Annotated in this window: 15 protein-coding genes and 1 pseudogene; 12 read left to right on the top strand and 4 right to left on the bottom strand. The window is 44.5% G+C overall.

Going from position 1 to position 26,437, the window contains the following annotated elements:
* Positions 1-15: 15 nt before the first annotated feature.
* Both Q0R52_RS22870 and Q0R52_RS22875 read right to left on the bottom strand, forming a co-directional pair.
* Entirely contained in the window at positions 16-1,089 is a 1,074-nt protein-coding gene (locus Q0R52_RS22870) for an aldose epimerase family protein (protein ID WP_295799042.1), read from the bottom strand.
* Positions 1,079-4,417 (bottom strand): DUF5107 domain-containing protein, encoded by a 3,339-nt coding sequence (locus tag Q0R52_RS22875; RefSeq protein WP_295799045.1) that lies wholly within the window; start codon positions 4,415-4,417, stop codon positions 1,079-1,081. The genes Q0R52_RS22870 and Q0R52_RS22875 overlap by 11 nt, the downstream gene beginning before the upstream one ends.
* Before the next feature lie 416 nt (positions 4,418-4,833).
* On the opposite strand from Q0R52_RS22875, the pseudogene Q0R52_RS29390 reads away from it, so the two are divergent.
* Positions 4,834-5,031: pseudogene (locus Q0R52_RS29390) on the top strand (AraC family ligand binding domain-containing protein); the annotation flags it as partial.
* A gap of 395 nt (positions 5,032-5,426) precedes the next feature.
* Positions 5,427-5,603, top strand: coding sequence for a helix-turn-helix domain-containing protein (locus tag Q0R52_RS29395; RefSeq protein WP_366520941.1), 177 nt, complete (start codon positions 5,427-5,429; stop codon positions 5,601-5,603).
* A gap of 121 nt (positions 5,604-5,724) precedes the next feature.
* Here Q0R52_RS29395 and Q0R52_RS22885 read toward each other — a convergent pair whose 3' ends face one another.
* The gene (locus tag Q0R52_RS22885) at positions 5,725-7,548 is read right to left on the bottom strand and encodes a beta-galactosidase family protein (protein ID WP_295799048.1); all 1,824 of its coding nucleotides are present in this window, start codon (positions 7,546-7,548) and stop codon (positions 5,725-5,727) included.
* A gap of 79 nt (positions 7,549-7,627) precedes the next feature.
* The gene (locus Q0R52_RS22890) at positions 7,628-9,166 is read right to left on the bottom strand and encodes a glycoside hydrolase family 30 protein (protein ID WP_295799050.1); all 1,539 of its coding nucleotides are present in this window, start codon (positions 9,164-9,166) and stop codon (positions 7,628-7,630) included.
* A gap of 332 nt (positions 9,167-9,498) precedes the next feature.
* Here Q0R52_RS22890 and Q0R52_RS22895 point away from each other — a divergent pair, with 332 nt between their 5' ends.
* The 10 genes from Q0R52_RS22895 (at position 9,499) to Q0R52_RS22940 (ending at position 26,356) form a co-directional block, all read left to right on the top strand.
* Positions 9,499-11,304, top strand: coding sequence for a DNA topoisomerase 3 (locus Q0R52_RS22895; RefSeq protein WP_295799053.1), 1,806 nt, complete (start codon positions 9,499-9,501; stop codon positions 11,302-11,304).
* A gap of 299 nt (positions 11,305-11,603) precedes the next feature.
* Positions 11,604-12,311, top strand: coding sequence for a glycoside hydrolase domain-containing protein (locus Q0R52_RS22900; RefSeq protein ID WP_295799055.1), 708 nt, complete (start codon positions 11,604-11,606; stop codon positions 12,309-12,311).
* 15 nt (positions 12,312-12,326) lie between these two features.
* Positions 12,327-13,715, top strand: coding sequence for an SGNH/GDSL hydrolase family protein (locus tag Q0R52_RS22905; protein ID WP_295799057.1), 1,389 nt, complete (start codon positions 12,327-12,329; stop codon positions 13,713-13,715).
* 128 nt (positions 13,716-13,843) lie between these two features.
* Positions 13,844-14,569, top strand: coding sequence for an alpha/beta hydrolase family protein (locus tag Q0R52_RS22910; protein ID WP_295799059.1), 726 nt, complete (start codon positions 13,844-13,846; stop codon positions 14,567-14,569).
* Positions 14,570-14,942: 373 nt separating this feature from the next.
* Positions 14,943-16,667, top strand: coding sequence for a RagB/SusD family nutrient uptake outer membrane protein (locus Q0R52_RS22915; protein WP_295799061.1), 1,725 nt, complete (start codon positions 14,943-14,945; stop codon positions 16,665-16,667).
* 31 nt (positions 16,668-16,698) lie between these two features.
* Entirely contained in the window at positions 16,699-17,142 is a 444-nt protein-coding gene (locus tag Q0R52_RS22920) for a DUF5004 domain-containing protein (RefSeq protein ID WP_295799064.1), read from the top strand.
* Between the two features lie 3 nt (positions 17,143-17,145).
* Positions 17,146-18,174, top strand: coding sequence for a DUF4961 domain-containing protein (locus Q0R52_RS22925; protein WP_295799066.1), 1,029 nt, complete (start codon positions 17,146-17,148; stop codon positions 18,172-18,174).
* A gap of 151 nt (positions 18,175-18,325) precedes the next feature.
* Positions 18,326-21,442, top strand: coding sequence for a SusC/RagA family TonB-linked outer membrane protein (locus tag Q0R52_RS22930; protein WP_295799068.1), 3,117 nt, complete (start codon positions 18,326-18,328; stop codon positions 21,440-21,442).
* 26 nt (positions 21,443-21,468) lie between these two features.
* Positions 21,469-23,187, top strand: a complete 1,719-nt coding sequence (locus Q0R52_RS22935) for a RagB/SusD family nutrient uptake outer membrane protein (RefSeq protein ID WP_295799071.1) — start codon at positions 21,469-21,471, stop codon at positions 23,185-23,187.
* A gap of 34 nt (positions 23,188-23,221) precedes the next feature.
* Positions 23,222-26,356, top strand: a complete 3,135-nt coding sequence (locus Q0R52_RS22940; protein ID WP_295799073.1) for a TonB-dependent receptor — start codon at positions 23,222-23,224, stop codon at positions 26,354-26,356.
* The last annotated feature ends 81 nt before the right edge of the window (positions 26,357-26,437 follow it).

A 26,437-nucleotide genomic window follows, 5' to 3' on the forward strand; every position in this document is an offset into this window, starting at 1 on the left:
AATTGTTGGTAATTGTTATTTGCAAACAGAGAATTCATAAATAGTTTCACTGATTAAACGTTGGCCGGGCCTCAAAATAGTGTCAGGAAATCCGGGATGGTTTGGCGAATCGGGAAAAAACTGTGTTTCCAAAGCTACGGCGGCGTGTTTGTGATAAGCCAAGCCCTGCGGCCCTATAATATCGCCAGTCCAATCGTTGGCGGTATACACCTGTAACCCCGGCCGGTCGGTATAAACGTTTAATACCCTTCCCGAGGCCGCATCTGAAAGCGTGGCCGCCAGTTTCACTTTGCCCGGAGAGTAATCGTTTAAAACAAAGTTGTGGTTATAGCCGTCCGATGCCGTTATGCCCATAATGTCAGTTCCGATCTCTTTAGGGCTTAAAAAATTGACCGGGGTTCCATCAACTGGTATAATTCTGCCCGTCGGTAAACTATGTTCATCATTTTCTGTATAGGCACTGGCATTTATCTGCAATGTATGTTTCAACACATCGCCCGACACAAATCCGCTAAGATTAAAATAGGAATGGTTAGACAGATTTACCGGGGTACTTTTGTCTGTCACAGCATCATAAATAATCTTTAATTTATTATCCTTGTCCAAAATATACTTGACAGTCACCCATAAATTTCCGGGGTATCCTTCATCTCCGTCCGGACTCAAATATTCCATAAGGACCCCTGCTTCATTATCTTCCCTGATGAACGATTTGATCTTCCACACTTTTTTATTGAGTCCATCAATACCACCGTGCAGGTGATTTACCCCGTCGTTTCCTGAAAGGGAAATGACCTCGCCATCCAATTCAAATTTTGCCCCTGCTATACGGCCGGCATACCGCCCCAAAATGCAGCCGAAGTAATGCGGATTATCCCGGTACCGGCTGATATCCTCATATCCGGCTACGATGTTGCGGTGGACACCGTTGCGGTCGGCTGTAAATATTGCGGTTATAGAGGCCCCCAGGTTCGTTAGTTCTACAATAGTATCGTCATTCCTTATCGTAACCAGGTACAGCGGTTCGCCATCGCTAAACCCGCAAGGCTCACTCAACACCTGCAGCTGTGCTTTATTGCTATCTAACATCAGCCTTGTTTATTTGATGAAAAAAATCTGTCATTCTCAAATGGACCGCAGCCCCCTGGTGGTTAATGTCCATATTTAAAACCTCTTCAAGGCATGCCCTGCCCTCTTCAATTTCGCCAATCCCCATTTTACCCAAGCCTACCAGGTAGTGGCAAAAGATATAGTTCCTGCGGTTGATATCAATATCAAATACCAGCATATCCGGCAACGAAACAGCAAAATAATCAATACGTATCTCATCGTTCATGTGCTGTATCCCGAAGTTGATAAAGCGCTGAAATATGTCCATGGCTTTTTGATGGTCACCCAATTTTTGCCAGGTAAGTGCCTGGTACAATATCTTATCCGGCTGAGGGTCGTTATAATATATTGCCTGTACCGGTTCGCTATTGCCGGTCGTTGCGGCTTTAAACCGGGCTGCAGCTACAACCTCAAGCCGGAGGCCCTCATAGGCTAGCCCCAACAGGTAATTAATATCATTTTCCGGCGTATTGTAAAGCTTGCCTTCGCCCAGGTTTTCCGGGTATTTTTCCAGGGCCGTTAAAAGTGTTATCGCCTGTTCATAGTGGCCGTTATTGATAGCTTCCTTAGCCAGTTCTATATAACAAAGTATAAATTGCCCAACAACCTTGCCTTCGCCGCCTTCCCAGGGATGGAATTTGCGCTCGGCCAGTAGTTCCCGGGCGGAGTTATATTGGCGTAGGTTGTTTAACAACACAATCCGCTCAAGGTAAAGATCATCACGTTCGTTTACAAGTTCCGGGTATTTGTCAAGTAGTTCAAGCCGTTCTTCAAAAGTCCTGCCGCTGATTTTGTACAATTGATCAAGCTCCATCAGTACGCGTGCATCGGTAGTATCCAGCTCAAATGCCTGTTCCATTTCGGCAAGCGACCTTTCTTTTTGGTTTAACTTATTGTAGTAAGCCAGGGAGAGGTTGCGGTGCGCCGTTGGGAACGACTTATCTAAAGCTACCGATTTTTCCCAGCAATGAATTGCTTCGCAGTACTGGCGTTTATCATACCAAAGATTCCCAAGGTAATAGTACGCCCTTGCGTCAGCAGGATTGATGGTAGCCACATTTTGCAGGATCAATATTTCTTCTACTTTATTCGGGAAACAAATACCATCGATTTTTGCCGCAGCCTGTGCCGCATACCGCTTTGCTGATTCTACATCGCCAGTTTTTGCAGCGAACCAGCATTTATAATAAAACACCATCGGGCTTGTTACCGGGTAATTTTGCTCGTACCCCTCCAAAACCTGCAGCGCCTCGCTAAACAAACCTGCCTGGGCGTAGCCCAATGAAAGTTCCAGGTAATTGTTAGGCTCGCCGCGCATCAGGCCTGCTGTGTTCTTCAATTTTGTGGCGCTGTCTTCCTGTTCACCTGCAAGCAAATATTCTTCAAACAAGCAACCATAGTTGAACGGGTCTATAATTAATGATTCATTGATAAAAATCAATGCTTCGCTGAACCTACCATTCAAACGCAATAACGACGCTTTTAAACAACGTGCAGGCGAACTGTGATAATTGCGTATCAATGATTTTTGAACCAGGGAAAGGGCATAGTCAAATTTTCCTTGTGCAGTTGCTATCCGCGCCAGCTCCAGGTAGGCGCTGTGTTGCATGGCATCGTTCCACGCCGCTTTATAAAATGCATCAAAAGCCGCATCGGGTTTTCCTTGTAGCTTGAGGCTCAATCCCAGGTTAAAGTAAGGTTCACCATCATAAGGATTGGGGTTTCTTTTGATGATGGTTCTGATGGCTGTTCTGAAATAAGGTTCAGCCTTTGCAAACTGGCCCCGTTTTAGTAATAATAAACCTACGGCATTGTTACAACGGATGTCTCCGGGGCTTCTCCGCAATGCTTCCTCATAATAATCCAGCGGGTTATAGGTGGCATGCCTGTATTGCTCCAGGTGCAATCCATTTAAAAACAGGTCTTCAACTTGTTCAATTTCCGCCGGTTGTTTTGCGGCTACTGCGGCCTCCGGGATATCCTGGTCTGTATTTTTTTCGGGTTGATAGCTTACCAGTGTAAGGCCTTTATTATCTGTAACCGCGATTTGTAGTTCGGTTTCGTCAAGGTCAGGCTGGATATCAAAAACTGTCTCAAATACCGACTCGGGGGATATGGTTGCCGTAAAGCCCTTTAGCTCCTCTCCGTTGTGTAATACCTTAATTAGTGCATGCTCATATACGGCCGTGGCATAAACTTTTACGAAATAACTACTGCCAACCTTTTCCGCACTGATCATGGCCTCTTTTGTAGCGTTTTTTACAAGGCCTATCTGCGAGTAAGGCATAAAGTATTGTTCGAATGTTTTCCCCTCGTTAGGCTGCAGCAAGGAAAAATCGGGCTGATTATCGGTGAATACGCCGGTCATCAGTTCAATATAGGGTCCGTCCTCATCGGTAAGGTTACGATCCCATGCGAAACCGAAATCGCCATTCCCCCAGGTCCATTGCTTTTTCCCGGGCGATACATGATGATCGGCCACGTGCAACATGCCTCCCTGCGTATCATGCTCATAACATCCTATGAAATCGTATTTAGATTGTATGGCCATGTATGAAGTTGGCACGGGGATGTTCTTATACCGGGAAATATCGGTACCCGGTGCATAATCAACTTTATAATAAGTACCGGTTGCTATAGGGAAGTCGGAGACATCGCGTTTACCATGATCAAAAACCGCGTAAACATCGGGCGGGAATACCGATTGATAATCATCGTTCACCTTCACAGCCGGGTTTGCCCACCACAAAAAAGTTTGCGGGAAAGGGGTAGGGTTAAAAAGTTTGCCGCTAATTTCAAGGTAAGCTTTGCCCGGATATAACGTAAAACCTGCCATCCCTTTTGTGCGAAACATTACTTCCAGTTCGTTAACCCAGACTGTTTTACTGCCATCAGCGTTTTCCTGAATTTTAAAGTCAACCGGCGAAAAGGTGCTGGGGCGGTGGTGCTGCGGCCAGTTAAATTCAATACCGCCGGATATCCAGGGACCGGCGAGGCCCACCAACGCAGGCTTTATCACCTGGTTATAATACACAAAGTCGCGGTTTTTTACTTTGTCATAAGCCCGCTGTATCCTGCCGCCAAGTTCGGGCAGTATCATTATTTTCAGGTATTCATTTTCTAAAAACACAGCGGTATATGCCCGGTCATGCTTTTCATCTTCTATCTTTTCAATTACAGGGTGAGGATAAACTACACCGCTGCTGCCCTGATACACTCTTTTCTCGAGGAACATCGGATTCTTTTCAGGTTTTCCGGTTCCGTAAGTAGGAATACTGACTTGTTCTATCCAGGCTTTTACGTCCATATATTATACTAATTTATGCTATTTTTATTTTAGTGGCAGGATGGACAATAAAACTCCTGTTAAGATTTAATGGCTATTTTTCAGGAACTACACAATATTTGTTTTTCGAAAAAAAATATTGTTAATTAAATCATTTCCCGGCTAAATAAATACTATAATTGGTTTATGATAACAAACCTAATATGATTATCAGCGAGTTGGAATGACTAATATTGTGAAAATGATGGATTTTTATACACTTCTACAAATGAATTCAGGGTAAATTAATGTCAAAGGAAAAATCACCGAGAAAAAGAGAGGGATTTGACGGGCAGCGCCTGATCGTCATCCCCAAAAAAATTGTGTCCGAGTTTCTCGTCAAGGATCCGGTAACGAGACAGATATACATTACCGATATTGGTTTTTATCCGAAAGCCATGTTTCATTATGCGGAAAGGGCACACGGAATAAGCCAGCACATTATTATTTATTGCATCGAAGGCTATGGATGGATCGAGATCAACAAGAAACGCATCCGCATTTCGCCCTCGCAGTTTATCGCTATTCCCGCCCATACGCCTCATCGATATGGGGCTGACGAACAAAATCCCTGGTCGATTTACTGGGCACATTTTAAGGGAGAAAGCTCGGCATTTATTGCCAACCTGATCGTCAAAAACTCAGACAATTACAGGCCACAGTTAACTTTCAACGAAGACCGCATCGGGCTTTTTGACGACATCTATTATAACCTGGAGAACGGTTACGGCGATGATACGCTGCGTTATGTAAATATGATATTTTATCATTTTCTGTCTTCCGTGATCTATGAGGACAAATTCAACCGCATTAAAAAAACGGTCAAAACCGACATGGTTGATACCGCGATCAAACTGATGCAGGATAAAATCCAACAAACCATCTCGCTCAAGCAAATGGCAGATTTTTCCAGTCTTTCGGTTACACATTTTTCATCGCTGTTCAAAAAAAAACGGGGCATTCCCCAATTGAATATTTCAATCACCTTAAAATACAAAAAGCTTGTCAGTACCTTGTATTTACCACTATGGCCATCAAAGAACTCGCGTGTTGCGTGGGCATTGATGATCAGTATTATTTCTCACGCATGTTTACCCGCCTGATGGGCATTTCGCCATCAGCCTATCGCAAACGCAATGCTGAAACTAAATCAGTCATAATAACCTAAACCAACCGCGAAATTTATTTTGGTTATACTGAAAAGCTTATTGGTGACGGAAAGCGGAACATCGACTTAATATAATGTTGTTAACAATCACAACCCGCTATTTAATAATACGTTATCCTCTTTATTGTAGCTTGTTTAATATTGGTGTTTTACTACCGTTTAGGCGGTTTACTTCACTGCTTAACATTTCAAATACAACAATGTCATTCTTTCCTTTTTTTAGCCATTCGGCCGGCAAATAAAGCGTATGTTGTGGTCCTACCGACCAGTATCTACCCAAATTGTGGCCATTTACCCAAACTACTCCTTTGCCCCACGATTCCATATTTAAATAGCTGTCAGCTACTTTTGAAAGATTAAATTCGCCTTTGCGTACTATCGGTGTATGTATTGCTTTTTTATTACTGTAAACAATATTGCCGACACGGTTAAACGGTAAACTATACATTGCCCAGTTATAAACTTCAACCCCATTAAACTTCACGCTTTCTGTTATGCCTTTTTTATTCTTTAGCAGATATGGACCAAAATTTACCCTGCCTAAATTTTCAACCAGGATATCTAACTTAACCCTGCCCGCCGGTAAAGTAAGTTTAATGCTGTCCTGTTTATGCCTGCGGTCAAGCACCCCAACATTTTTGCCGTTTATCATTATCACTGCATAGTCGCGTAATTCATTGAGTTTAAGCACGCCTGTTTTGCCGCCAGTTATGGTAGTGTGGTATAGTACAAAACCATAGTCCTGCTTCAAGTCCTCAAAAGTTAAAGGGGTTTTGTTAAGAACAGGTTTTGGCAAAATATCCAGGATTCCGGCCGATTCTTTTAACTGAATATTATCAATAGGTATGGTTGGCTTCGCTGCAGGCACGGGCGGCAGGATTTGCCCCGCTGGTAAATGTTTGGCGATAACCTGCCTGAACAACATGAACTTTTTTGTGGCATTTCCCGCTTCGTCCAACGGTGCGTCATAATCGTAACTGCTTATCTGTGGCTCGTAAGGGTGCTTGTCATCGTAATTAGCGCCGTTCATGAAGCCCCGGGTGGTGCCGCCGTGAAACATATACATGTTAATAGAAATCCCTGCTGATAAAGCGCCCTCTAACCTGGCGGTATAATTTTCAGCAGGTACAGTATGATGCACAGTACCCCACCAGTCAAACCAGGCAGGATACCATTCAGCAATATAAAAAGGGCCTTTGCCGCTATGATTTTCGCTGATCAACTTTTTTACTTTCACGGGGTTATCAATACCGTTAATCGCCGGAAGCAAGCCCGGTAAATGTCCATCTGCTATTGCGTCCGTTGGGTCGCAAGTATAAAGCAGTCCATCAAAGCCGGCTTCTTTAAATAGCCGCTGGTTAATGGCCAGGTATTCTTTATCGTTACCGTACGAGCCATATTCGTTCTCAATTTGCACCATTAATATATTCCCTCCGTGGTTGACTTGTAACGGCGCCAGTTGCTTGCCTATCTGTTTAATATAGGTTTCATATTCTTTAAGGTATTTTTCCTCCTTGCTTCGCACTATCAATCCTTTTTCATTTTGCAGCCAATACGGATACCCTCCAAACTCCCATTCGGCGCACACATATGGGCTGGGTCGTAGTATCACCCACAATCCTTCTTCCTTTGCTATTTTAACAAACTCAGCTACGTTATTATTCCCGCTAAAATCAAATTTACCCTTTTGCGGTTCGTGCAGGTTCCAAAAAACGTATGTACCTATGGTGTTAAGCCCCATCGCCTTTGCCATCTTCATACGTGCACGCCAGGCCTCGCGGGGTACGCGGGGATAGTGTATTTCGCCCGAAATCATCTGGAAAGGTTTACCATCAAGCATAAAAGACGAATCGCTCAAAGCAAAGGAATGAGTTATTTTTTGAGCATTGAGGCTAATATGCCAGAGCAGGATAAACGATAGCATTAGTGCTTTTTTAATGGTCATCGGTGGTATATTTAAAGGGTTTTGAAATGGTTAGCTGTAAAATTGAGGGTTTACTATATTTATTGGTTAATTGCATAGCTTAATTAATAGTGGCCGTTATAGTGGTTACCGACCGGGGTTGGATCGCTACTGTTGTGTTATCAGCAGTACCCGCCTGGAGATTTGCTGCTGACGACGTTGTAAACACCTTGACTTTAGAAATTTTAGCATTGCCTGCAATTATATTGAGCGGTACATTTTCTGTGCTGTTATTGATAACGACAACCGCCAGTTGATTCCCCTTTTTAAAGGCGGAAATTAATAACGGGCTTTGTAAACGCTGATCGCCGCTTACCTGTGTATCAACTCTTACAGCACCCGGCCTGATGAACCTGCTGTAGTTGCCCATAGCCCAAAGCATTTTACTGTCATAATAATTACCATCGGTTTTATTGTTATCCACGTAAATAAGCCCGTCTTTATAATCGTATCGCGAAACGGCTGTCCACCATTGCCATGCCGAAGCGTTGGCTACACATAGGTCAGTGTGAATTACCCTGGCGAGGTATAAGGCTGCATCGATACCCAGGGAACGTTTGCTGCCGTTAATTTCACCTCCATTATCACCAAGTATGCAATATTCCGATTGCCAAAACGATAATCCTTGGTATTTAGTCAATTGATCACCAAGCGACCGGCGCAATTTCCTTGCCGTTGAGTCGGGCGATGTAGTAAAATAACTGTGCGCTGCAATGACTCTTTTCAGATGTTTTAAATCTCCGATATAATTAACAGAACCCTGCTTAAAAAAGTCATCAATCTGGTTGCCCTTGCTTGGTTTATCGCTCGCGGGTAAGAGGTAAGCCAGGCTGCCGGCTTCGGCCATTATAATTTTTGATGGTACATGGTTTTTATAAAAACTTGTATCAATTGCCCTCAAAAGGCCGCCAATTTCGCTGTTGGAATAGGGACATCCCTCCTGGCCGCCATCGCTCCAGTCCCATTGTGGTTCATTCACAGGGCTTATATAATCCAGGTTGATACCCGTTTGTTTTTTAATGCCTATTTCGACAGCGGAAAGATAATCAGCAAAAGCACCGTACTTTTCAGCGGCAATGTTTGATTTACCGGCGGTTGCAAAGGCCTTACTATTAACAGTGAAGTTTACCGGTGGACTATTTACAAAGCCAAGGAACTGATTGACGCCGCGCTTTTTTGCTGCCGACAAGAACCACATTTGCCCGGCCTGGCTTTGCCAGTTATATGTACCGTCGGCATTTAAAAATGATTCAGCCCGCCGCCATTCGTCTTTGATGCCGCTTTTTTCGGCCTGAGCTGTACTGCCCGCACCAATATTGAATCGCCACAACGATAACGCAATCCCCCGGGGCGAGCCATCTGCAAGTGTGTCACTACTAAACAAAAGGTCGGCGATCTTTTCTTTTTTTTCATCGGGCCATTTGCCAATGAATTGACATGACCAGGCATCCGATGCGCCAAAATTGTCAATCCGCTGGTAAGTTTTTGACAGATCGATATTTACCGAAATAGCGCTTTGCTGGCCTTTTACTAAAATGCTGCAGAACATTAGCAGTGCTAATGCAGGACTGATTTTTTTAAGGGTAGTAGTTGCTATCATCAGTGAATATAAATGCATTTACCACAACAAAACGCCGGGGTAACTGAACTGTAACTTATTTTATTGTTGTACAATTTGCTACTGCGATTGACATTTAGCGAATGTAATTGGTTATATATGTCAAATTAACATTAATTATTTGCCATTTGAAAGTATTTGCTTTTTTTATTTGTAATAAATATTCATTAAACGTTTGGTTTTTTACCCCGACTGGTAGTTCGCAATAATCCGCTTGATTTTTGTGGGTTAATAATTTATTTGGACATCAACCTGTGGATTGTTGAAAATTACAGTTTGGTCAGGTCAGTCCAAATTAGCTACTTTCGGCAGGTATGAAAGTGATCATTGCTGAAAAGCCATCTGTGGGGCGCGAGATTGCCAAAGTGTTCGGGGCAACGACGAAGAAAGATGGCTATATTGAAGGCAAGGGCTATACCTTTACCTGGGCGTTCGGTCACCTGCTTCAATTGGCAGCGCCACAGGAGTATGGTTTTTATGGCTGGAATGTACAGAACCTGCCTATGCTCCCGCAAAAATTTAAACTGGCGATTCGCAAAGTAAAATCCAAGGACGGCATGATCGAAGATCCCGGCGTCAGGAAACAGCTCGATATCATCAAATCTTTGTTTGACGAGGCAACTGAAATCATCGTGGCGACGGATGCCGGGAGGGAGGGAGAATTGATATTTCGTTATATTTATTATTACCTGAAGTGCAAGAAGCCTTTCAAGCGGCTGTGGATTTCTTCCCAAACTGATGAGGCTATCAAAGAAGGCTTCCGCAACCTAAAACCCGGTTCCGACTACGATACGCTTTTTAATTCTGCGCATTGCCGTTCGCAATCGGATTGGCTGGTTGGGATGAACGCCACACAGGCGCTTAGTTTATCCGCTGGCTCGCGATCTGTTCTGTCATTAGGCAGGGTCCAAACGCCTACGCTGGCCATGATCTGCTCCCGCTATAACGAAAACAAAAACTTTGTCCCCGAGCCGTTTTACCAGGTCAGTATCATGCTGGATAAAGATGGGCAGGTTTTCCGTGCAATAACCGAAGAGAAATATAAAACGAAGGACGCCGCACAACTGATTGTTGACCAGGTAAAAGAAACCGGCAATATTTTAAATGTAGAGGCCAAACCGCGAAAAGAACCGCCACCATTACTGCACGACCTGAGCAGCCTGCAGCAGGAAGCTAACAAAAAGAAAGGTTTCACAGCCGACCAGACGCTGACACTTTTACAGAACCTGTATGAGAGCAAGCTGGTTACTTACCCAAGAACGGGCAGCCGCTACATTGGCGATGATGTATTTGCAACTGTACCCCAACTGATAGAAAAACTAAGCGGGCACCCGGAGCTGGGTAAACAAGCAGCTGTACTTACGGGCGCCAAACTTAGTAAACGTAGTGTAAATGCCAAAAAAGTAACTGACCACCACGCCATCCTGACCACAGGTGAGGAGCCCCGTCAACTTTCAAATGATCAACAAGCGATCTATGACCTGGTAGCCGGTCGCATGCTCGAAGCCTTTCACCAGGATTGCATCAAAGAAATCACCAAAATTGTGGTAGAGTCCGGTCATAAATTTATTGCCAGCGGCACGGTAATTAGTACGGCCGGCTGGCGCGCTGTGTTTAACGAACCGGATGACGAAAAAAAGGATGAGGAAAACGCCTCCCTGCCAAAAGTAAAACAAGGCGAAGACTTACCCATTGTGGAAAAAACCCTGTTGGAAAAACAAACCAAACCCCGTCCTTTGTATAATGAGGCCAGCCTGTTAAAGGCGCTTGAAACAGCCGGCAAGGAAATTGATGACGAGGAATTGCGCTATGCTATGAAAGATAGCGGTTTGGGCACTCCAGCGACCCGGGCCGCCATCATTGAAACACTGATTAAACGCGACTACATCGTGCGCGAAAAAAAGAACCTGGTACCTACCCCAACCGGCCTTGCCGTTTACAACGTTGTGAAGGACTACCGCATCGCACAGGCGGAACTGACCGGTAACTGGGAAAAGAGGCTGGAGGAGATCCGCTCCGGCGCCTCTGTAACCGGCTTCCAGGAGGAGATCAAAGCTTATACCTGCACAATTACGCAGGAACTGCTGGTTGCAGGTAAAGGGATGCAACTTGTAAAATAACCCGCTTTAGACCGCATCTTACAGGTTGCAGCCCTTCACCTCACAACCCGCATGCCATCAATGCTAAGGATAATGCAGCTATATTCTTTATATGTAAAATATATATAGCATCAGCATAATTTTATTTACTAAATCGATTTTTTTGATTTTATTGGCTAAATCAATTTAGCCAATTATGATTAGAATTATTTCAAATAAGTTTACTAAAATTTGCTAAATCGTTTTTTTTATATAATTTGGACGATAATTATAACCGATAAACCAATTGGCCTTTACAATTTCTAACTATTAAACCTGTTATGCGCTATAAAAGCATCGCCTTTATTTTGGCATTTACCTGCTGCTGTGCCGCAACATTTGCACAGCGTAATTCGCACGCCGCTAATTACAAAGTTTCTGGCCCCGCAACCTATGTAAACCCATTTATCGGTGCCAGCACAAGCGCCGCCGATGCCGGCGTCTATCATGGTTTGGGCAAAACTTTTCCTGGCGCTACTACACCTTATGGTATGGTGCAGTTAAGCCCAAATACCATTACCGGTGGCGACTACAACCACGCCAATGAGCCGGTGCACCATATCCCATTTTTATACAACCGCTTAGGCGCCCCATGGTTAACCCAAAAATGGAGCCGCGAGATCTGCAGGCGGGCTTATAAGAATTCGGTTGAAGGGTTGGTTGGTAACGAGGACGTTGGCCAGATGTCGGCCTGGTATGTTTTGGCAGCATCGGGCATACACCCGGTTTGCCCCGGCGATACCCGGCAGGAAATAACCAGCCCTGTATTTGATAAAATCACCTTTAGGCTTGACCCTAAATACGATAAGGGCAAAACCTTTACCATCATCGCCAAAAACAATTCAGCTAAAAATATTTACATCCAGAGCGCAAAGCTAAACGGGCAGCCTTACAGTAAATGTCACCTCGATTATAAAAATATAGCCTCCGGTGGCGTGCTCGAGCTTACCATGGGCAATGAGCCTAACAAATCCTGGGGAATTAATTAAGAATCAACATTAAAAATGAAAAGAATATCAACCCTGTTATTGATCAGTTTAAGCTTTTATTTGCGAATTTATGCTCAGTCCGTGGCCCCTTTTAAAGCCGGCGACCGCGTGGCATTTGTGGGCAACAGCATAACCGACGGCGGCCATTACCATTCGAACATCTGGCTGTATTACATGACCCATTTTCCTAACATGCGCATAACCTGCTACAATGTTGGGATAGGAGGAGATGCCATCGGTCAGATAGCTGCCCGGTTTGATGACGATGTATTTTCAAGAAATCCAACTGTTTTAACATTAACCTGGGGCATGAACGATACCGGCTATTTTGAATGGTACCGCCCGGATGCACAGGATTTTATGGATAAACGCATTGCAGACAGCTATAAAACTTATGGATTGCTTGAAGATAAACTGAAACAACGCCCTGAAATAAAGAAAGTGTTTATTCTTGGCTCGCCTTACGACGAAACAACCAAATTCACCACCAAAAATATCTATCCTAAAAAAACAGCGCTGTTTAACAAAGTAATTGATTTTCAGCAGGCTGCCGCCAAAAAAAATAACTGGGGTATTGTTGATTACTATCACCCGATGACAGATATCAACCTGCGCGAACAAGCAAAAGATACTACCTTTAGTCTTACCCCAAACGACCGTGTTCACCCTGATAACGACGGGCACCTGGTAATGGCTTACCTGTTTTTAAAAGCGCAGGGCCTCGACAATAAAGTTGTAGCCGATGTTGCTATAAATGCAAATACAAAAAAGATAAACAAGGCCATTAACTGCAAAATTTCGAACGTTGTTGCAACCGGCGATTCAATCTCGTTCAGCTACCTGGCTAATTCTTTACCCTACCCGGTTGATACCGTTTCGCGTGGCTGGGGCAATCACAAAAAACAATCGGATGCGCTGAAATTGGTCCCGTTTACAAAAGAATTTAACCAGGAGCTATTGACTGTTAAAGGATTGAAAGCCGGCAATTATGATTTGCTGATTGACGGTGAGCAAATGGGCACTTTTGGCGCCGATAAGTTTGACGCCGGCATAAATATGGCCGAAATTACCAAAACACCCCAATACCAGCAAGCCACACAAATAAGGGAGTTGAATGAGGAGCGCTGGGAAATTGAAAGGCGGTTACGGATGTACATCTGGATGGAGTATGATTTTCTGAAAGGGAAAAACATGCTTTATAAAGATAACAACGCAGCGATGGATACCATAAGCAAATATGCTGTTAAAGACATTTTCGTAAATGGCAATAAAGACAATTATACCCGTGCCCGTTACAAAAGCGTGAGAGACACCTGGCAAAAGGAGATGAATTTAATTATTGATGAAATGTACACCATCAATAAGCCCCAGGTGCACCGGATAACAATAGCAGCGACTAAATAAGAACAGCATTTTTTGAGACTATGAACATCAGGAAGAAATTTTTATTAATCCCCTTAATTTTTATCGCCATTGCCTGCGCTAACGTTAGTGCTGCAACTGTCGATACGGTTTTAACCCATAGCGCTGCAATGAATAAGGATATCAAAGCCGTAGTTATAAAACCGGACCATTATTCGGCTGGCAAAAAGTTGCCGGTATTATACCTGCTGCATGGTTTCAGTGGTGCGTATTCAGACTGGATTTTGAAGGTGCCCGCTATAAAAGGGTTATCCGATCAATATAACATGCTGATTGTATGCCCTGATGGCGCTTTTGCCGGCTGGTATTTCGACAGCCCGATGAGCAAGGAATGGCAATTTGAAACTTATGTAGGCGTTGAACTGGTAAATTGGGTTGATAAACATTACGCTACTATCCAAAACAGGGCCGGTAGGGCTATAACCGGCCTGAGCATGGGCGGCCATGGCGCTTTTTACCTGGCATTTAAACACTTGGATACTTTCGGCGCGGTAGGTAGCATGAGCGGGGCGGTGGATATCAGACCATTGTCGGATGCCTTTGGTATTGAGCAGGTACTAGGAAAATACAGCGAACACCCCGACAGGTGGGAGAAAAACACGGTGATTAACATGGTATATTTAATAAAACCGAATTCGCTGGACATAACTTTTGACTGCGGCTACGACGATTTTTTATACCCTGTTAACCAGGCCCTGCACCAGGAATTACTGTTACGAAAAATTCCGCATGATTATACGGTAAGGCCAGGCGGGCATTCCTGGGAGTACTGGGCAAATTCCATCAATTACCAGGTGCTTTTTTTTAGTGATTTCTTTAACAAGAAAGGCAAATAACCAGGGAGTTAACAGTCGAATTTTTTGACATAATGATAGCGGAATTTGCGATGGTTGGCCGGAACAACTAACGCTGCGTAAAGAGCCTGGTTATCAGCAAATAATAACCATAAAAAAAGTAATATTTATTTCAAAAAAAATTTGCTAAATCGTTTTTATATGTTAATTTAGTACCAGATTCTACATCTGACAAAATAAACCAGTTATAATTTTTAATAAAAAGGAATCTTGACAATAAGAAAATATTAAGATTATTTGAGTTTGCTAAAACGATTTGTAATTTTTTGCTAAAACGATTTTGTAAATTTCAAAAAATACGATGTTTTCTTATCAAAAGAGGATTTTAAAATTTATCATATACAAACCAATTAGTATGCGGAAAATTTACTTTCAGGTCATTGCTTTAATTCTCCCCGTTGCTGTGCTGTTAAGCGCGGAGTCGTGCAAAAAGGGAGGGTTCCTGGCTCCAACCACAACTTCGAACCTAACGGAGGGAACTGTTTTTAAAGACAGTGCCAATACGGAATACTTCCTGGCAAATATTTATAGCCAGATAGGGTTTAGTGTAAATGTTATGCGTTTCGGAAACGGTGGCCTCGACGCGGCATCTGACGAATCGGAAATAGGTAATACCAATATCTCTATAGCAACAGATTGGGCAACGGGAACCATTAACGCAGGTATTGTAAGCGACGATGCTTTCAGTACATGCTACAGTAATATCAGGGCCGTTAATCAGCTGCTGAAAAATATTAAGACAGTGCCGGTAACTGCATTCAGGAAATCGCAAATGATATCTGAAGCGCGTTTTTTAAGGGCCTGGTACTATTTTATTTTATTGGAGCATTACGGCGGTGTGCCACTAGTTGGCGACACGCTTTACACTTACACCGATCATATCCCGGTAAAACGCGCGAATTTTTCTGATTGTGTAGACTATATCGTTTCGGAATGTAATGCTGCTGAACAAGCGTTACCTTCTGCGCAAACAGGACTAAATTATGGGCGTGCATCGAGAGGCAGCTGCCTGGCTTTAATTTCGAGGGTTTTACTATACGCCGCAAGCCCCTTGTTTAATGGTACTACATTGACAACAGGATCGCTGGCATCGGTAGTCGGCTATCCATCTGCCGACCCTTCCCGATGGCAGAAAGCAGCCGATGCAGCCGCTGCACTGATAGGAGCAAATTCCTACAGTCTTTATACGCAGGACGGCAAACCTGGCAAGGGTTTTCAAACGCTGTTCGCCCAGCGGTATAACTCAGAATATATTTTTCAATTAATGCGTCCAACGGGCAACGATGACCTTGAGCAGGTTTGGGATCCGCCTTCACGGTCGGGTGGCGGTGGTGCATTTCCTTACCAGGAAATTGTGGACGCATTCCCGATGGCTAACGGCAAATCGATTACCGATCCAACATCGGGCTACGATCCGAATAATCCTTATGCTAATCGTGATCCGCGATTGGACTACTCCATCATTCATGACCAAACAAAACTGGCTATCAGGCTGGGTACAGGCTATGGGCCGGTAAATATTTACCTGGGCACTTATAATGGCGTGCCTGCCGGCAGCGATGCGGTATACGCTGGTACACCAACTGGGTACTATACTAACAAAATGCTGGATACCAATGCCGTATCAACAGATTTAACGCATAACACCAGCAGGTGTTTGCCATTGATCCGTTATGCCGAGATTTTGTTAAACTATGCCGAAGCGCAAAACGAAGCAACCGGGCCTACGCCAAATGTTTATTCAGCTGTCGAAAAAATAAGGGAACGCGCCGGGCTTAATCCGTACCAATTGCCCACTGGTTTGAGCAAAGATGAAATGCGCAAAGTGATCCAGAATGAGCGGCAGATAGAGCTTGCTTTTGAGGGGCACCGCTTTTGGGATGTACGCCGCTGGATGATTGCCGACCAGGCCGAGAACCAGGAGATGACAGGGATGGAAATTACCCGGACAAATACAACCGTAGCCTACAAACGGTTTAATGTACGCAAGCACAATTTCAGAAAGGCAATGTACATGTGGCCTATACCACAAAGCGAATTGGCAAAATCAACCGAACTGGTACAAAACCCGGGCTATTAACAATTGACAACAGGATTTAATTCTTTTATAGATGAAACAGCTTTATAAGCAAACAAAAACTAAGTGGCTGCTGCTATTTTTTGCAGCCATGGCTTTTGCCTCGTGCAAAGTTGAACACCTTACGCCGGCAAAGGAGTCGGTAAAAGATATCTCGGGCGATTGGGTAGTGATCTCGGCAACACGTAACGGTACAGACCTAATGAGCCTGATAGATTTTTCACAATTCAAGCTGAGCTTTAAGGATGGCAAGTATACATTGGTCAATAGGTTGCCCTTTCTGGTTAGCAAGGATGGCGCCTACTCTCTTGACGACCCGCAATACCCGTTCAAAATTAGTTTTACTGCTACGGGCAGCCCGGCAGTTGCCACTGCATTTACCTATCCTATAGTAAATGGCGTAAGGCAGCTAACCTTAACCTTTAGCCCCGGATGCCCTAACAATACTTATGTGTACACTTTTAAAAAAGCCAATTAAACGATGAGATCATTTTTACAAATAAAGATAAAAGGCCGCGGTTTTTGGTATGTGTGCGCTATGTTCGTAATGGGCATTGTGATTACTTGCTGTAGTATCCAGAATTTTTCTGTGGTGCAGCCCGACACGGCAGTGGTAGGTTCAAATGTTGACTTTAAGGTTCATTTCAAGTTTTCGAACATTTTTGCCAGCCGTACAGAGAATTTTGTTTTTGGCTTTTTGGTGCCAAAAGGCTGGGACGCAGCCCACAATACTAAAATTAGTTACACCAGTTCGGCAGGTAACGGAAACCTGGTATTGATGCCAGGTACCACGCTTGAACCGCAGGGTAATGGCCTTAACTGGCCTGCCGCGATGAAAAAGAAATTTGGGATTGGCGGTAATCTCATCGACGATATGGAATGGGTTGTTTACCAGTCGGACGTTGGTTTTCCGTTGAGCAACGGGGAAGCCATTACGGCCGATCTAACAATCAGCGTGAAAGTGGGTGCCGACGGGAATAACACACTTTGTAAACTCGGTTATGTGATTGCCGAATCGTATGATGGCTTGCACGATCCGGACGGATTTTTGGATGGTGGTGAAAAATATGAGTATTACGCAGAAACGGTTACCAGCTGTTTTCAGCTTACCGGAGGCCCCGGCGATGTTGTGGATTTCTGTAATCCGCAGCTTTCAAGTTACGACCCGCCAAAAACACTGGATAACGACTTTTTTACCATTACCTACGACGGCAACGTGGCAACTACACCGCTAAATAATGCTGCCGCAGTGTACCTGTGCGCTACCGGCAATACATCCGACGGGAAATCTATAACGGTTTGCGAACAAACTGCCAAAACCAAACTGACACAAACGGCGGCAGGCAGTAACCGGTACAAAATAACGTTGTGGCCCCATCAATTTTTTGGATTGTCGGACGCCCAAACGCTTACAAATATGACCTATTACATAACGGACGCATCGGGGAGTACCAAGGTAGGTTACGGAAACACAACGGCGCCGTTCGTATATACATTTAAGTGCAAATAATATAAACCATGAAGAGGTAAACTATTGCATTGCAGGCATTGCACACGTCCTTTAATTATAAAATTCAACCCTTTTTAATGTAAGGACAGGGGTGTTATGCAGGTACTAAAATATGTTTTCAATTTTTCGCCAACCATTTAAAACTGAAACTATGGCTTATTGCTACTCAAAAAAATGCTTTACAGGATTCATCATACTGATGCTCTTTCTGGTGCAAACCAGCGCTGCCCTTGCGCAGGATACTACCGCACATGCGGTGGTAAAAACTCCTGGTATGGTAACCGGTAAAGTTATAGACCAGGATGCCCGCCCGCTGAGTGGAGCAAAGGTTAGTGTAAAACATGGCACCTTAACAGTAATTACAGATGCTAAGGGATACTTTGAAATAAAAGCGGCAACAGGCAGCACACTTGTTTTTACTTACCCTTATCACAATGTTGGCGAAGTGAAGGTAAAAGACGACGGCGAGCTAACTGTTCGTTTGCTTGATACCTACCTGCAATCGCCCCAAACAACAGATATCTTATACGTAACCGTTAAACAGGCGAATTCGCTTGGCGCTGTGTCAACAATTTATACAAACCAGCTTACTACAACGCCTGCATCGTTATATGTATATGCATTGCCTGGGCAATTGCCGGGCTTATACACGCAACAGACAAGTGGCTTTACATCGGCACAAACAAGTAACCAAACTGTAAGTGGCCTCTTCACTAACGTCGTTAATTCGCACAACATTCAGCCGAATGATAACAACGAAATAACGCTTAAAAGCAGGGGACAGAACGTAATAACAGTTATAGACGGCGTTCAGCGCGAGATCTCTTCTATCGATCCAGAAAGTATCGAGTCGGTTTCGGTATTGAAAGATGCATTGTCAAATATTTTGCTCGGTATCAACAGTTCGAACGGTATTTTGCTGGTAACTACAAAAAAGGGCAAAGTGGGGGCACCGCGTATTTCGTTTACCGCCCAAACAGGTGTTCAGCAGTCCCTGGGTTTACCAACCCCGCTACCGGCTTACCAATACGCTTATTTGTATAACGAGGCTTTACAGAATGACGGTAAGCCGACTATTTATTCGCCTGCTGATTTTGCTGCTTATCGTGACCACTCCGACCCTTTTGGCCACCCGGATGTTAACTGGTCTAAGACCTTGCTGAAGGAATATTCGCCAATGACAAGCTATCGCCTTAACATAAACGGCGGTACCGAAACTGCACGCTACACGGTATCGTTAAACTCGTTCGACCAGGGCGGTATTTTTCAAACAGCAAACTCAATACCCTACAATACCAATAATGATTTGAGCCGCTATATCATCAACTCAAACCTGAGTGTTGATGTGACCAAAAAGTTTAAAGTTGATTTGCAATTGTTTGGCCGTATTCAAAATGGAACGGAGCCAGGCGGCGGATATGCCAATATTTTAAACAGCATTTACAGTACGCCTAATAATGCCTACCCCGTTTATAACCCGAACGGCACATTTGGCGGAACCGCATTTTACACCAACAACCTGCTTTCGCAAACCGAATATTCGGGATACATTCAAACCAATAGTCATGATGTACTGGCCAATCTTGATTTAAATTACGACCTGGGCAGCTTTGTGAAAGGTCTCGCATTTAAAGCAAAAGGTAACTTATCCATCGAATCGCAAACGGCTGTAACCCGTAACCTGGAAAACCAGGCATACATATACACGCCGAAAGACAGCAGTTATGCTGCAGTTGGTACCACAATACCCGAAAGTAATGAGTTTCACACGGTTACCAGTACCCGGTATTCATACGGGCAGGGTGCACTTAGTTACGAACGCAGTTTCGGTAAAAATAATGTGACCGCTTTATTAATGGCCGATATAAGGCAGGCATCATTAACCTACGACCTTGGTACATCACTTACCAACCGCGCATTTAAAGCCGGGTATAATTATGATGAAAAATACTTTATAGAAGGTGCGGTTAACAACAGCGGGTACAACCGTTACCCGCCCGGCCACCAGTACGGCTGGTTTTATGCTGGCGGAATAGGCTGGCAAATGGGCAAGGAAGATTTTATAAGAAACAATTTCAGCTGGATAGATTCATGGAAATGGCGCGCTACTTATGGTAAAACGGGCAACGGCAACATTGATAACTACGGTTATTTCGGCTATACACAAACCTATAGTGGAACTTACGGCCAATACCCCCAGGGTACCGACCGCAGCATAGGGATGGGCTACCAGGCCGACCCTTTGGCTAATCCTAACATCAGCTGGGAAAACGCACGCAAATTCAACATAGGCGCGGATATCTCGATGTTTAAAGACCGACTCAAAGTAACTGCTGACTATTATCATGATAAATACTATGATTTGCTGCAGTCCCGCGGAAACAGCATTGCGTTACTTGGCACAAACTATCCGGCTGAAAACCTGGGGATCAACCTGTACAAAGGTTTTGAACTGTCGGTAACCTATTCAAACCACGTTAATAACTTCAATTACTTTATTTCCGGCAACATGTCCATCCAATCGTCGAAAGTGTTATTTGCCGACGAGGAGTCATTGCCTTATCCCTGGGTTAAACGAACAGGCCAGCCGGTTGGTACCCTGTTCGGGTACACAGCACTTGGGTTTTTCCAGACACAACAGGAAGCAAACGCAGGCCCAACAACTGTTGCCTATACCGCAAAACCGGGTGATATTAAATATAAAGACCTTAATAGCGATGGTGTGATTGACCAGTTTGATATGTCGCCTATTGCAGGTACCAAACCGCTTATATTTTTTGGAACCACTGTAGGGTTTAATTACAAAGGCTTTAGCTTAACCGCAATAATACAAGGGGTAACCAACCGCCAGATCAGCATCAATGATAACGAATACAACGGGTTTGCGGGATTAGGGCTATTTGGAGCGCCATTTACAGGCCAGGGCTACGAGGGGTTAAACTCGAGGTGGACACCGGAAACAGCCAATACCGCATTACTGCCAAGGCTGTCATTAGGTAACTCCAATAACACGGCCCCTTCATCATTCTATATCCACTCGGGAAATTACCTGAGGTTAAAGAACGCCGAGCTGGGTTATACACTGCCATACCTGGTTAGCAAAAAATTAAGACTATCGAGCATAAGAGTGTTTGTGAACGGCGAGAACCTGGCAACGCTATCGGGCTTTAAAGGCCTCGATCCGGAAGTTTATTTCGGCAACCCGTTAAACTATAATCCATATCCAATTCAGCGCGTGGTAAACGCCGGTGTAAGTGTTAAGCTTTAATTTTTGATTGGTTAAAATTTGAAATTATGAAGAATTACAAAAATATAATAGGCCTTATTTTACTGGTGCTGGCTTTTAATGCATGTAAAAAGTACGAACAATTCCCGGTGGATAAAGTGCCCATTAACATCGTATTTGATAAATACGATTCGCTGGGTACCAACGCACACTCGTATTTGAATACCATTTACTCGATGGTTAGAAACGGACGGAACGCAGTAGGCGGCGACTATCTTGACGCGGCAAGCGACGACGCAGTTTCATCGGCAGCAGGAAGTTCAAACCCGGTTACCATAATTTCAACCGGCTCATATAACTCATTAAACCTTCCGGGTGATGAAAACGTATGGTCGGGTACTAAGAGCTACTGGGCGGGCATCAGGATGTGTAACGAGTTTGTAAGCAATATTGATATCGTACCTGTTCAGCAAACATACAATGGTGTTTCCATGAAATTTGCATGGAAGGCTGAAGCCAGGTTTTTACGCGCTATGTTTTATTTTGAGCTTGTAAAACGTTATGGCGGCGTGCCTTTGTTGGGCGATAAGGTTTACACGCTTTCTGATAACATTGCATTACCACGCAATACATTTGAAGATTGCATTAAATATATTGTTAGCGAATGCGATGCCATAAAGGGCTCTATGCTAACCTCGCCGATTATTTCGCCAAATGCTTATTATGGCAGGGCTGCCCAGGGCGCAGCTATGGCATTAAAATCGCGTGCTTTGTTATATGCGGCCAGCCCGCTTTTTAACGGCGGCAATATTGATGGATCGAACTCGCTGACAGGTTATACCAACAATAGCGTTGACCGGTGGAAACAGGCAGCAACAGCCGCAAAGGACGTAATGAGCCTGGGTTCGTACCAACTCGATAATAGCTATACTGATGTGTTTCTGACACAGAATAACGCAGAGGTAATATTCATCAGGCAAGGCGATAACGGTACATCGGTTGATGGTGCGAATGGCCCTGTAGGTTTCCCCGGCGCAAACGCTGCGGGAAGGACGAGCCCAACACAGGAGTTGGCCGAAGCCTACCCGATGAACAACGGTTTGCCGATCACCGACCCGGCTTCGGGTTATAACCCTGATCAACCTTATCTGAATCGTGACCCGCGCTTGTCTTACAACCTGCTATACAACGGGGCACCATGGTTAAATACAACCCTGGCCACTTACGAGGGCGGCCAAAGCAAACCCAATAATAACCAACAGCAAACGCTTACCAGCTACTATGCGCGCAAGTTTATGGGGAATTTTCAATTTACCAGTGCCTATAGCGCGCACAGTGAAGATTGGGTGGTATTCCGTTATGCTGAAATATTGCTCAATTACGCCGAAGCTGAAAACGAAACCACCACTACTGCCCAGGCCGATGTTTATGATGCCTTATTTAAACTGAGATCGCGCGCCGGGATTGCACAGGGAAGCGATGGTATGTATGGCCTGAAGCCTGGATTGACGCAGGCGGAAATGCGTGCGGTAATTCAAAACGAGCGGCGCGTTGAGCTTGCATTTGAAGAGAGCCGCTACTTTGATATTCGCAGATGGAAGATAGCTGAAACGATAATGAACCAGCCGCGAAAAGGCGAAACCATATTTCAGTCGGGCCCGGTGTTTACTTATAATGCCATAAATGTGCTCACAACAAAATTTGTAGCGCCCAAAATGTACCTGTACCCTATACCGTACGACGAGGTGCTAAAGAACCCGAATATGAAACAAAACCCTGGATGGTAGTTAAAACTCACATTAACCAATTAATCACGACATTATGAGAAGAATAATACTTTTCTTTCAAATTATAATCATGCTGCCTTTTGCATTACATGCGCAGACCAGGCAGATAACGGGTACCGTGCGGGATTTGGGCGGATCGTTACCGGGGGCTGCTGTTACAGAAAAAGGTGTGGCAAATAATGGAACCATTACGGACAACAACGGGCATTTTGCACTGACGTTGAGAGGCACCTCGGAGGTGATCGTTGTGCGTTTTTTGGGATACGTTGCGCAGGAGATCAATGTAACTAACAAAACATCGGTTGATGTAACCATGCAATCAAATAATAATGGTCTCGATGAAGTAACCATTATAGGTTTTACGCCCCAAAAGCGTATTACGAGCACCGGTGCGTCGAGTACCATTTCGGCGGCTGATATACGTACTGTTCCAACTGCCAATGTTCAGAATGCGCTGATGGGTAAACTACCGGGCTTTTTCTCTCAGCAGTCGTCAGGTCAGCCGGGTAAGGATGCTTCTGATTTTTTTATCAGGGGTGTAAGCTCGCTTAACGCCAATGGTAACCAGCCGCTGATATTGGTTGATGACATCGAATACAGCTACGACCAGTTGCAGCAAATAAATGTGAACGAGATTGAGAACATCACGATATTAAAAGATGCGTCGACAACTGCCATATACGGTATTAAGGGCGCAAATGGCGTATTGGTTGTAACCACCCGCCGCGGCAGGGCTGGCAGACCTAAGATTAATTTAAGAACGGAAGGCGGTCTGCAGAACCCAACGATCACCCCTAAATTCCTCGATTCATACAATACAGCGCTGTTAATAAACGAGGCTTTTGCTAACGACGGGCTGACACCTGCATTTACCCAGCAAGACCTTAACTTATTTAAAGATGGCAGCGATCCCTATGGCCACCCGAATGTTGACTGGTATAACAAAATCTTTAAAAAATACTCTTACCAGGCCGACGCCAACCTCGATATATCAGGCGGCAACCAGGCCGTAAAATATTTTATTTCGGGCGGTGCGCTGTCGCAAAATGGCCTTAACCGCGATTTTGAAGACCCCACCGACCAGGTTAACACCAACTATTATTTTAAACGCTACAACTTCCGCTCGAACATTGACTTGAAAGCCAATAAAACCCTTGATCTGCGTTTGGATATTACCACCCGCTTCTCAGACATCAACCAACCAGGGTCGGAAAATGCGGTTAATGGAATCTATAACTTTACACAGGAAACACCATTTTCGGCCCCATTTCTAAATCCGAATGGAAGCTTTGCCTATAACTATTCCAGGTTTACGCCAAGCGCCCTGCCGACGCTAAATGCTCGCCTTGCAGGCGATGGTTACCAACATTTCAGGAGGACAGATTTTAACACGCTATTTGGAGCAGTGCAAAAGCTGGATAACATTACACAGGGCCTTTCTGCAACTGCCCGTATCGCCTATGCAAGCACTGATCAATTTTCCCGTGGCGTAAGTAACTTTGGTAACTTTCCGTCATACCATTACGATCCTGTACATAATAGCTATTCATTAAAACCCAATGCACCTTACGTATTCGGTACTTATTTATACTTTGGCAACACCAATATCTATAATACCAATTTAAACATTCAGCTGTTTTCGAACTATGACCGCTCTTTTGGTAAGAACCATTATACAGGCCTGCTTTTACTCAACCAGCAATCATATACGCAATATGCCAACGCCGATGGTAACGGCAACCCAAATCTTGCGTCTTCAGACGTCGGTGTTCCGCAGAAGTTTCGCGGTATATCGGGTAAAGCCGGCTACGATTACGACGGGAAGTTCCTGATAGACTTAAACGTTGCCTATAACGGTACCGACCGTTTTTCGGCAGCGCACCGCTACGGGTTTTTCCCGGCACTTGGTGTGGGTTATAACATAGCCAGGGAAAAATTCTTTAAGGATGCGTTCCCGACATTCAGCCTGTTTAAAATCAGGGGTTCGTTCGGTTTGCTTGGGTCAGACGCTGCTCCAGGTAACCGCTATGTTTACACACAAACGTATAATAAAGGAGGTGGCTACAACTTTGGCGAAAGCCAGACGCCTTACACTACAATATCAGAAGGCGCCCTGGGCAATAGCAATGTGGTGTGGGAAAAGAACAGGAAAGCAGATATTGGTTTAGATATGAACCTGCTGAATGATAAGCTGTCGGCAACTATCGATGTGTTCCATGATGTACGTTATGATCAGTTGATTACACCTGGTGGCATAACCGAAGTTTTGGGTGTAGGTTTACCGGCAATTAACATAGGCCGCGTACAAAATCAAGGTTTCGACGGCCAGATTAGCTATCACAATACCATCGGCGCTGTTCAATATAACACAGCGCTCGTTTTCTCGTACGCAAAAAACAAAATATTGTATGAAAGTGAAGCATCACCGGCCTACCCATGGCTGCTGCGTACAGGGCATTCAATAGGCCAGCCATTTGGTTACCATTCCTTAGGTTATTATACCGAGGCCGATGTTACTGAAATTGCTAACTACAAAGCATCGCACGCCGGTTTAAATACCGGTAATGCCATTGCCATACCTGATAACGGCCTGCCGGTACAAGCCGGTGACTTAAGGTACCAGGATTTAAATGGTGACGGTGTAATAAATGTTTATGACCAACGCGCAATTGGTAACCCTAACCTGCCAAATACTACGCTTGGCTTATCGTTGGGAGTTGCGTACAAAGGTTTTAGTATCAATGTGCTGTTCCAGGGGTCGTTTAACTACAGCTTTATATTGTCAGGAACAGCTATTGAGCCTTTCCAAAGTCAATTCCAGCCAATCGACCTGCAGAGGTGGACGCCTGCAACCGCGGCCAGTGCCGAATTCCCAAGGCTAACCTCGGTACCAGGAACGGTTAACAGCCCATCAGCTTACCCCTCGGATTACTGGCTGATAAACGCCTACTACGTGCGGTTAAAAACAGTCGACATTGGTTACCAGCTGCCAAGCAAATTACTGCCATTTCACATTAATAACGCCCGCTTATACATGAGCGCATATAACCTGGTAACGTGGGATAATTACAGCAAATACCAGCAAGATCCCGAAATTGCCACCAACACCGTTGGCGACGCATACATAAACCAGCGAGTGGTGAATTTTGGTTTGCAGGTAGGGTTTTAAAAGACATTCTATTCGAAAGCGAAACTTAAGTCCTCTCCTTTGGAGAGGATTTAGGTGAGGCGAAGTAGGAAATTATGAGGG

The organism is Mucilaginibacter sp. (genome assembly GCF_025359345.1).
Classification (GTDB): Bacteria; Bacteroidota; Bacteroidia; order Sphingobacteriales; family Sphingobacteriaceae; genus Mucilaginibacter.

What these genes read in the sequence shown, in the direction of transcription:
- Q0R52_RS22895 (WP_295799053.1), top strand. Translation starts at nt 9,499, where the DNA reads ATGAAAGTGATCATTGCTGAAAAGCCATCTGTGGGGCGCGAGATTGCC.
- Q0R52_RS22910 (WP_295799059.1), top strand. Translation starts at nt 13,844, where the DNA reads ATGAATAAGGATATCAAAGCCGTAGTTATAAAACCGGACCATTATTCG.
- Q0R52_RS22920 (WP_295799064.1), top strand. Translation starts at nt 16,699, where the DNA reads ATGAAACAGCTTTATAAGCAAACAAAAACTAAGTGGCTGCTGCTATTT.
- Q0R52_RS22890 (WP_295799050.1), bottom strand. Translation starts at nt 9,166, where the DNA reads ATGATAGCAACTACTACCCTTAAAAAAATCAGTCCTGCATTAGCACTG.
- Q0R52_RS22905 (WP_295799057.1), top strand. Translation starts at nt 12,327, where the DNA reads ATGAAAAGAATATCAACCCTGTTATTGATCAGTTTAAGCTTTTATTTG.
- Q0R52_RS22940 (WP_295799073.1), top strand. Translation starts at nt 23,222, where the DNA reads ATGAGAAGAATAATACTTTTCTTTCAAATTATAATCATGCTGCCTTTT.
- Q0R52_RS22875 (WP_295799045.1), bottom strand. Translation starts at nt 4,417, where the DNA reads ATGGACGTAAAAGCCTGGATAGAACAAGTCAGTATTCCTACTTACGGA.
- Q0R52_RS22885 (WP_295799048.1), bottom strand. Translation starts at nt 7,548, where the DNA reads ATGACCATTAAAAAAGCACTAATGCTATCGTTTATCCTGCTCTGGCAT.
- Q0R52_RS22935 (WP_295799071.1), top strand. Translation starts at nt 21,469, where the DNA reads ATGAAGAATTACAAAAATATAATAGGCCTTATTTTACTGGTGCTGGCT.
- Q0R52_RS22870 (WP_295799042.1), bottom strand. Translation starts at nt 1,089, where the DNA reads ATGTTAGATAGCAATAAAGCACAGCTGCAGGTGTTGAGTGAGCCTTGC.
- Q0R52_RS22900 (WP_295799055.1), top strand. Translation starts at nt 11,604, where the DNA reads ATGCGCTATAAAAGCATCGCCTTTATTTTGGCATTTACCTGCTGCTGT.
- Q0R52_RS22915 (WP_295799061.1), top strand. Translation starts at nt 14,943, where the DNA reads ATGCGGAAAATTTACTTTCAGGTCATTGCTTTAATTCTCCCCGTTGCT.
- Q0R52_RS22925 (WP_295799066.1), top strand. Translation starts at nt 17,146, where the DNA reads ATGAGATCATTTTTACAAATAAAGATAAAAGGCCGCGGTTTTTGGTAT.
- Q0R52_RS22930 (WP_295799068.1), top strand. Translation starts at nt 18,326, where the DNA reads ATGGCTTATTGCTACTCAAAAAAATGCTTTACAGGATTCATCATACTG.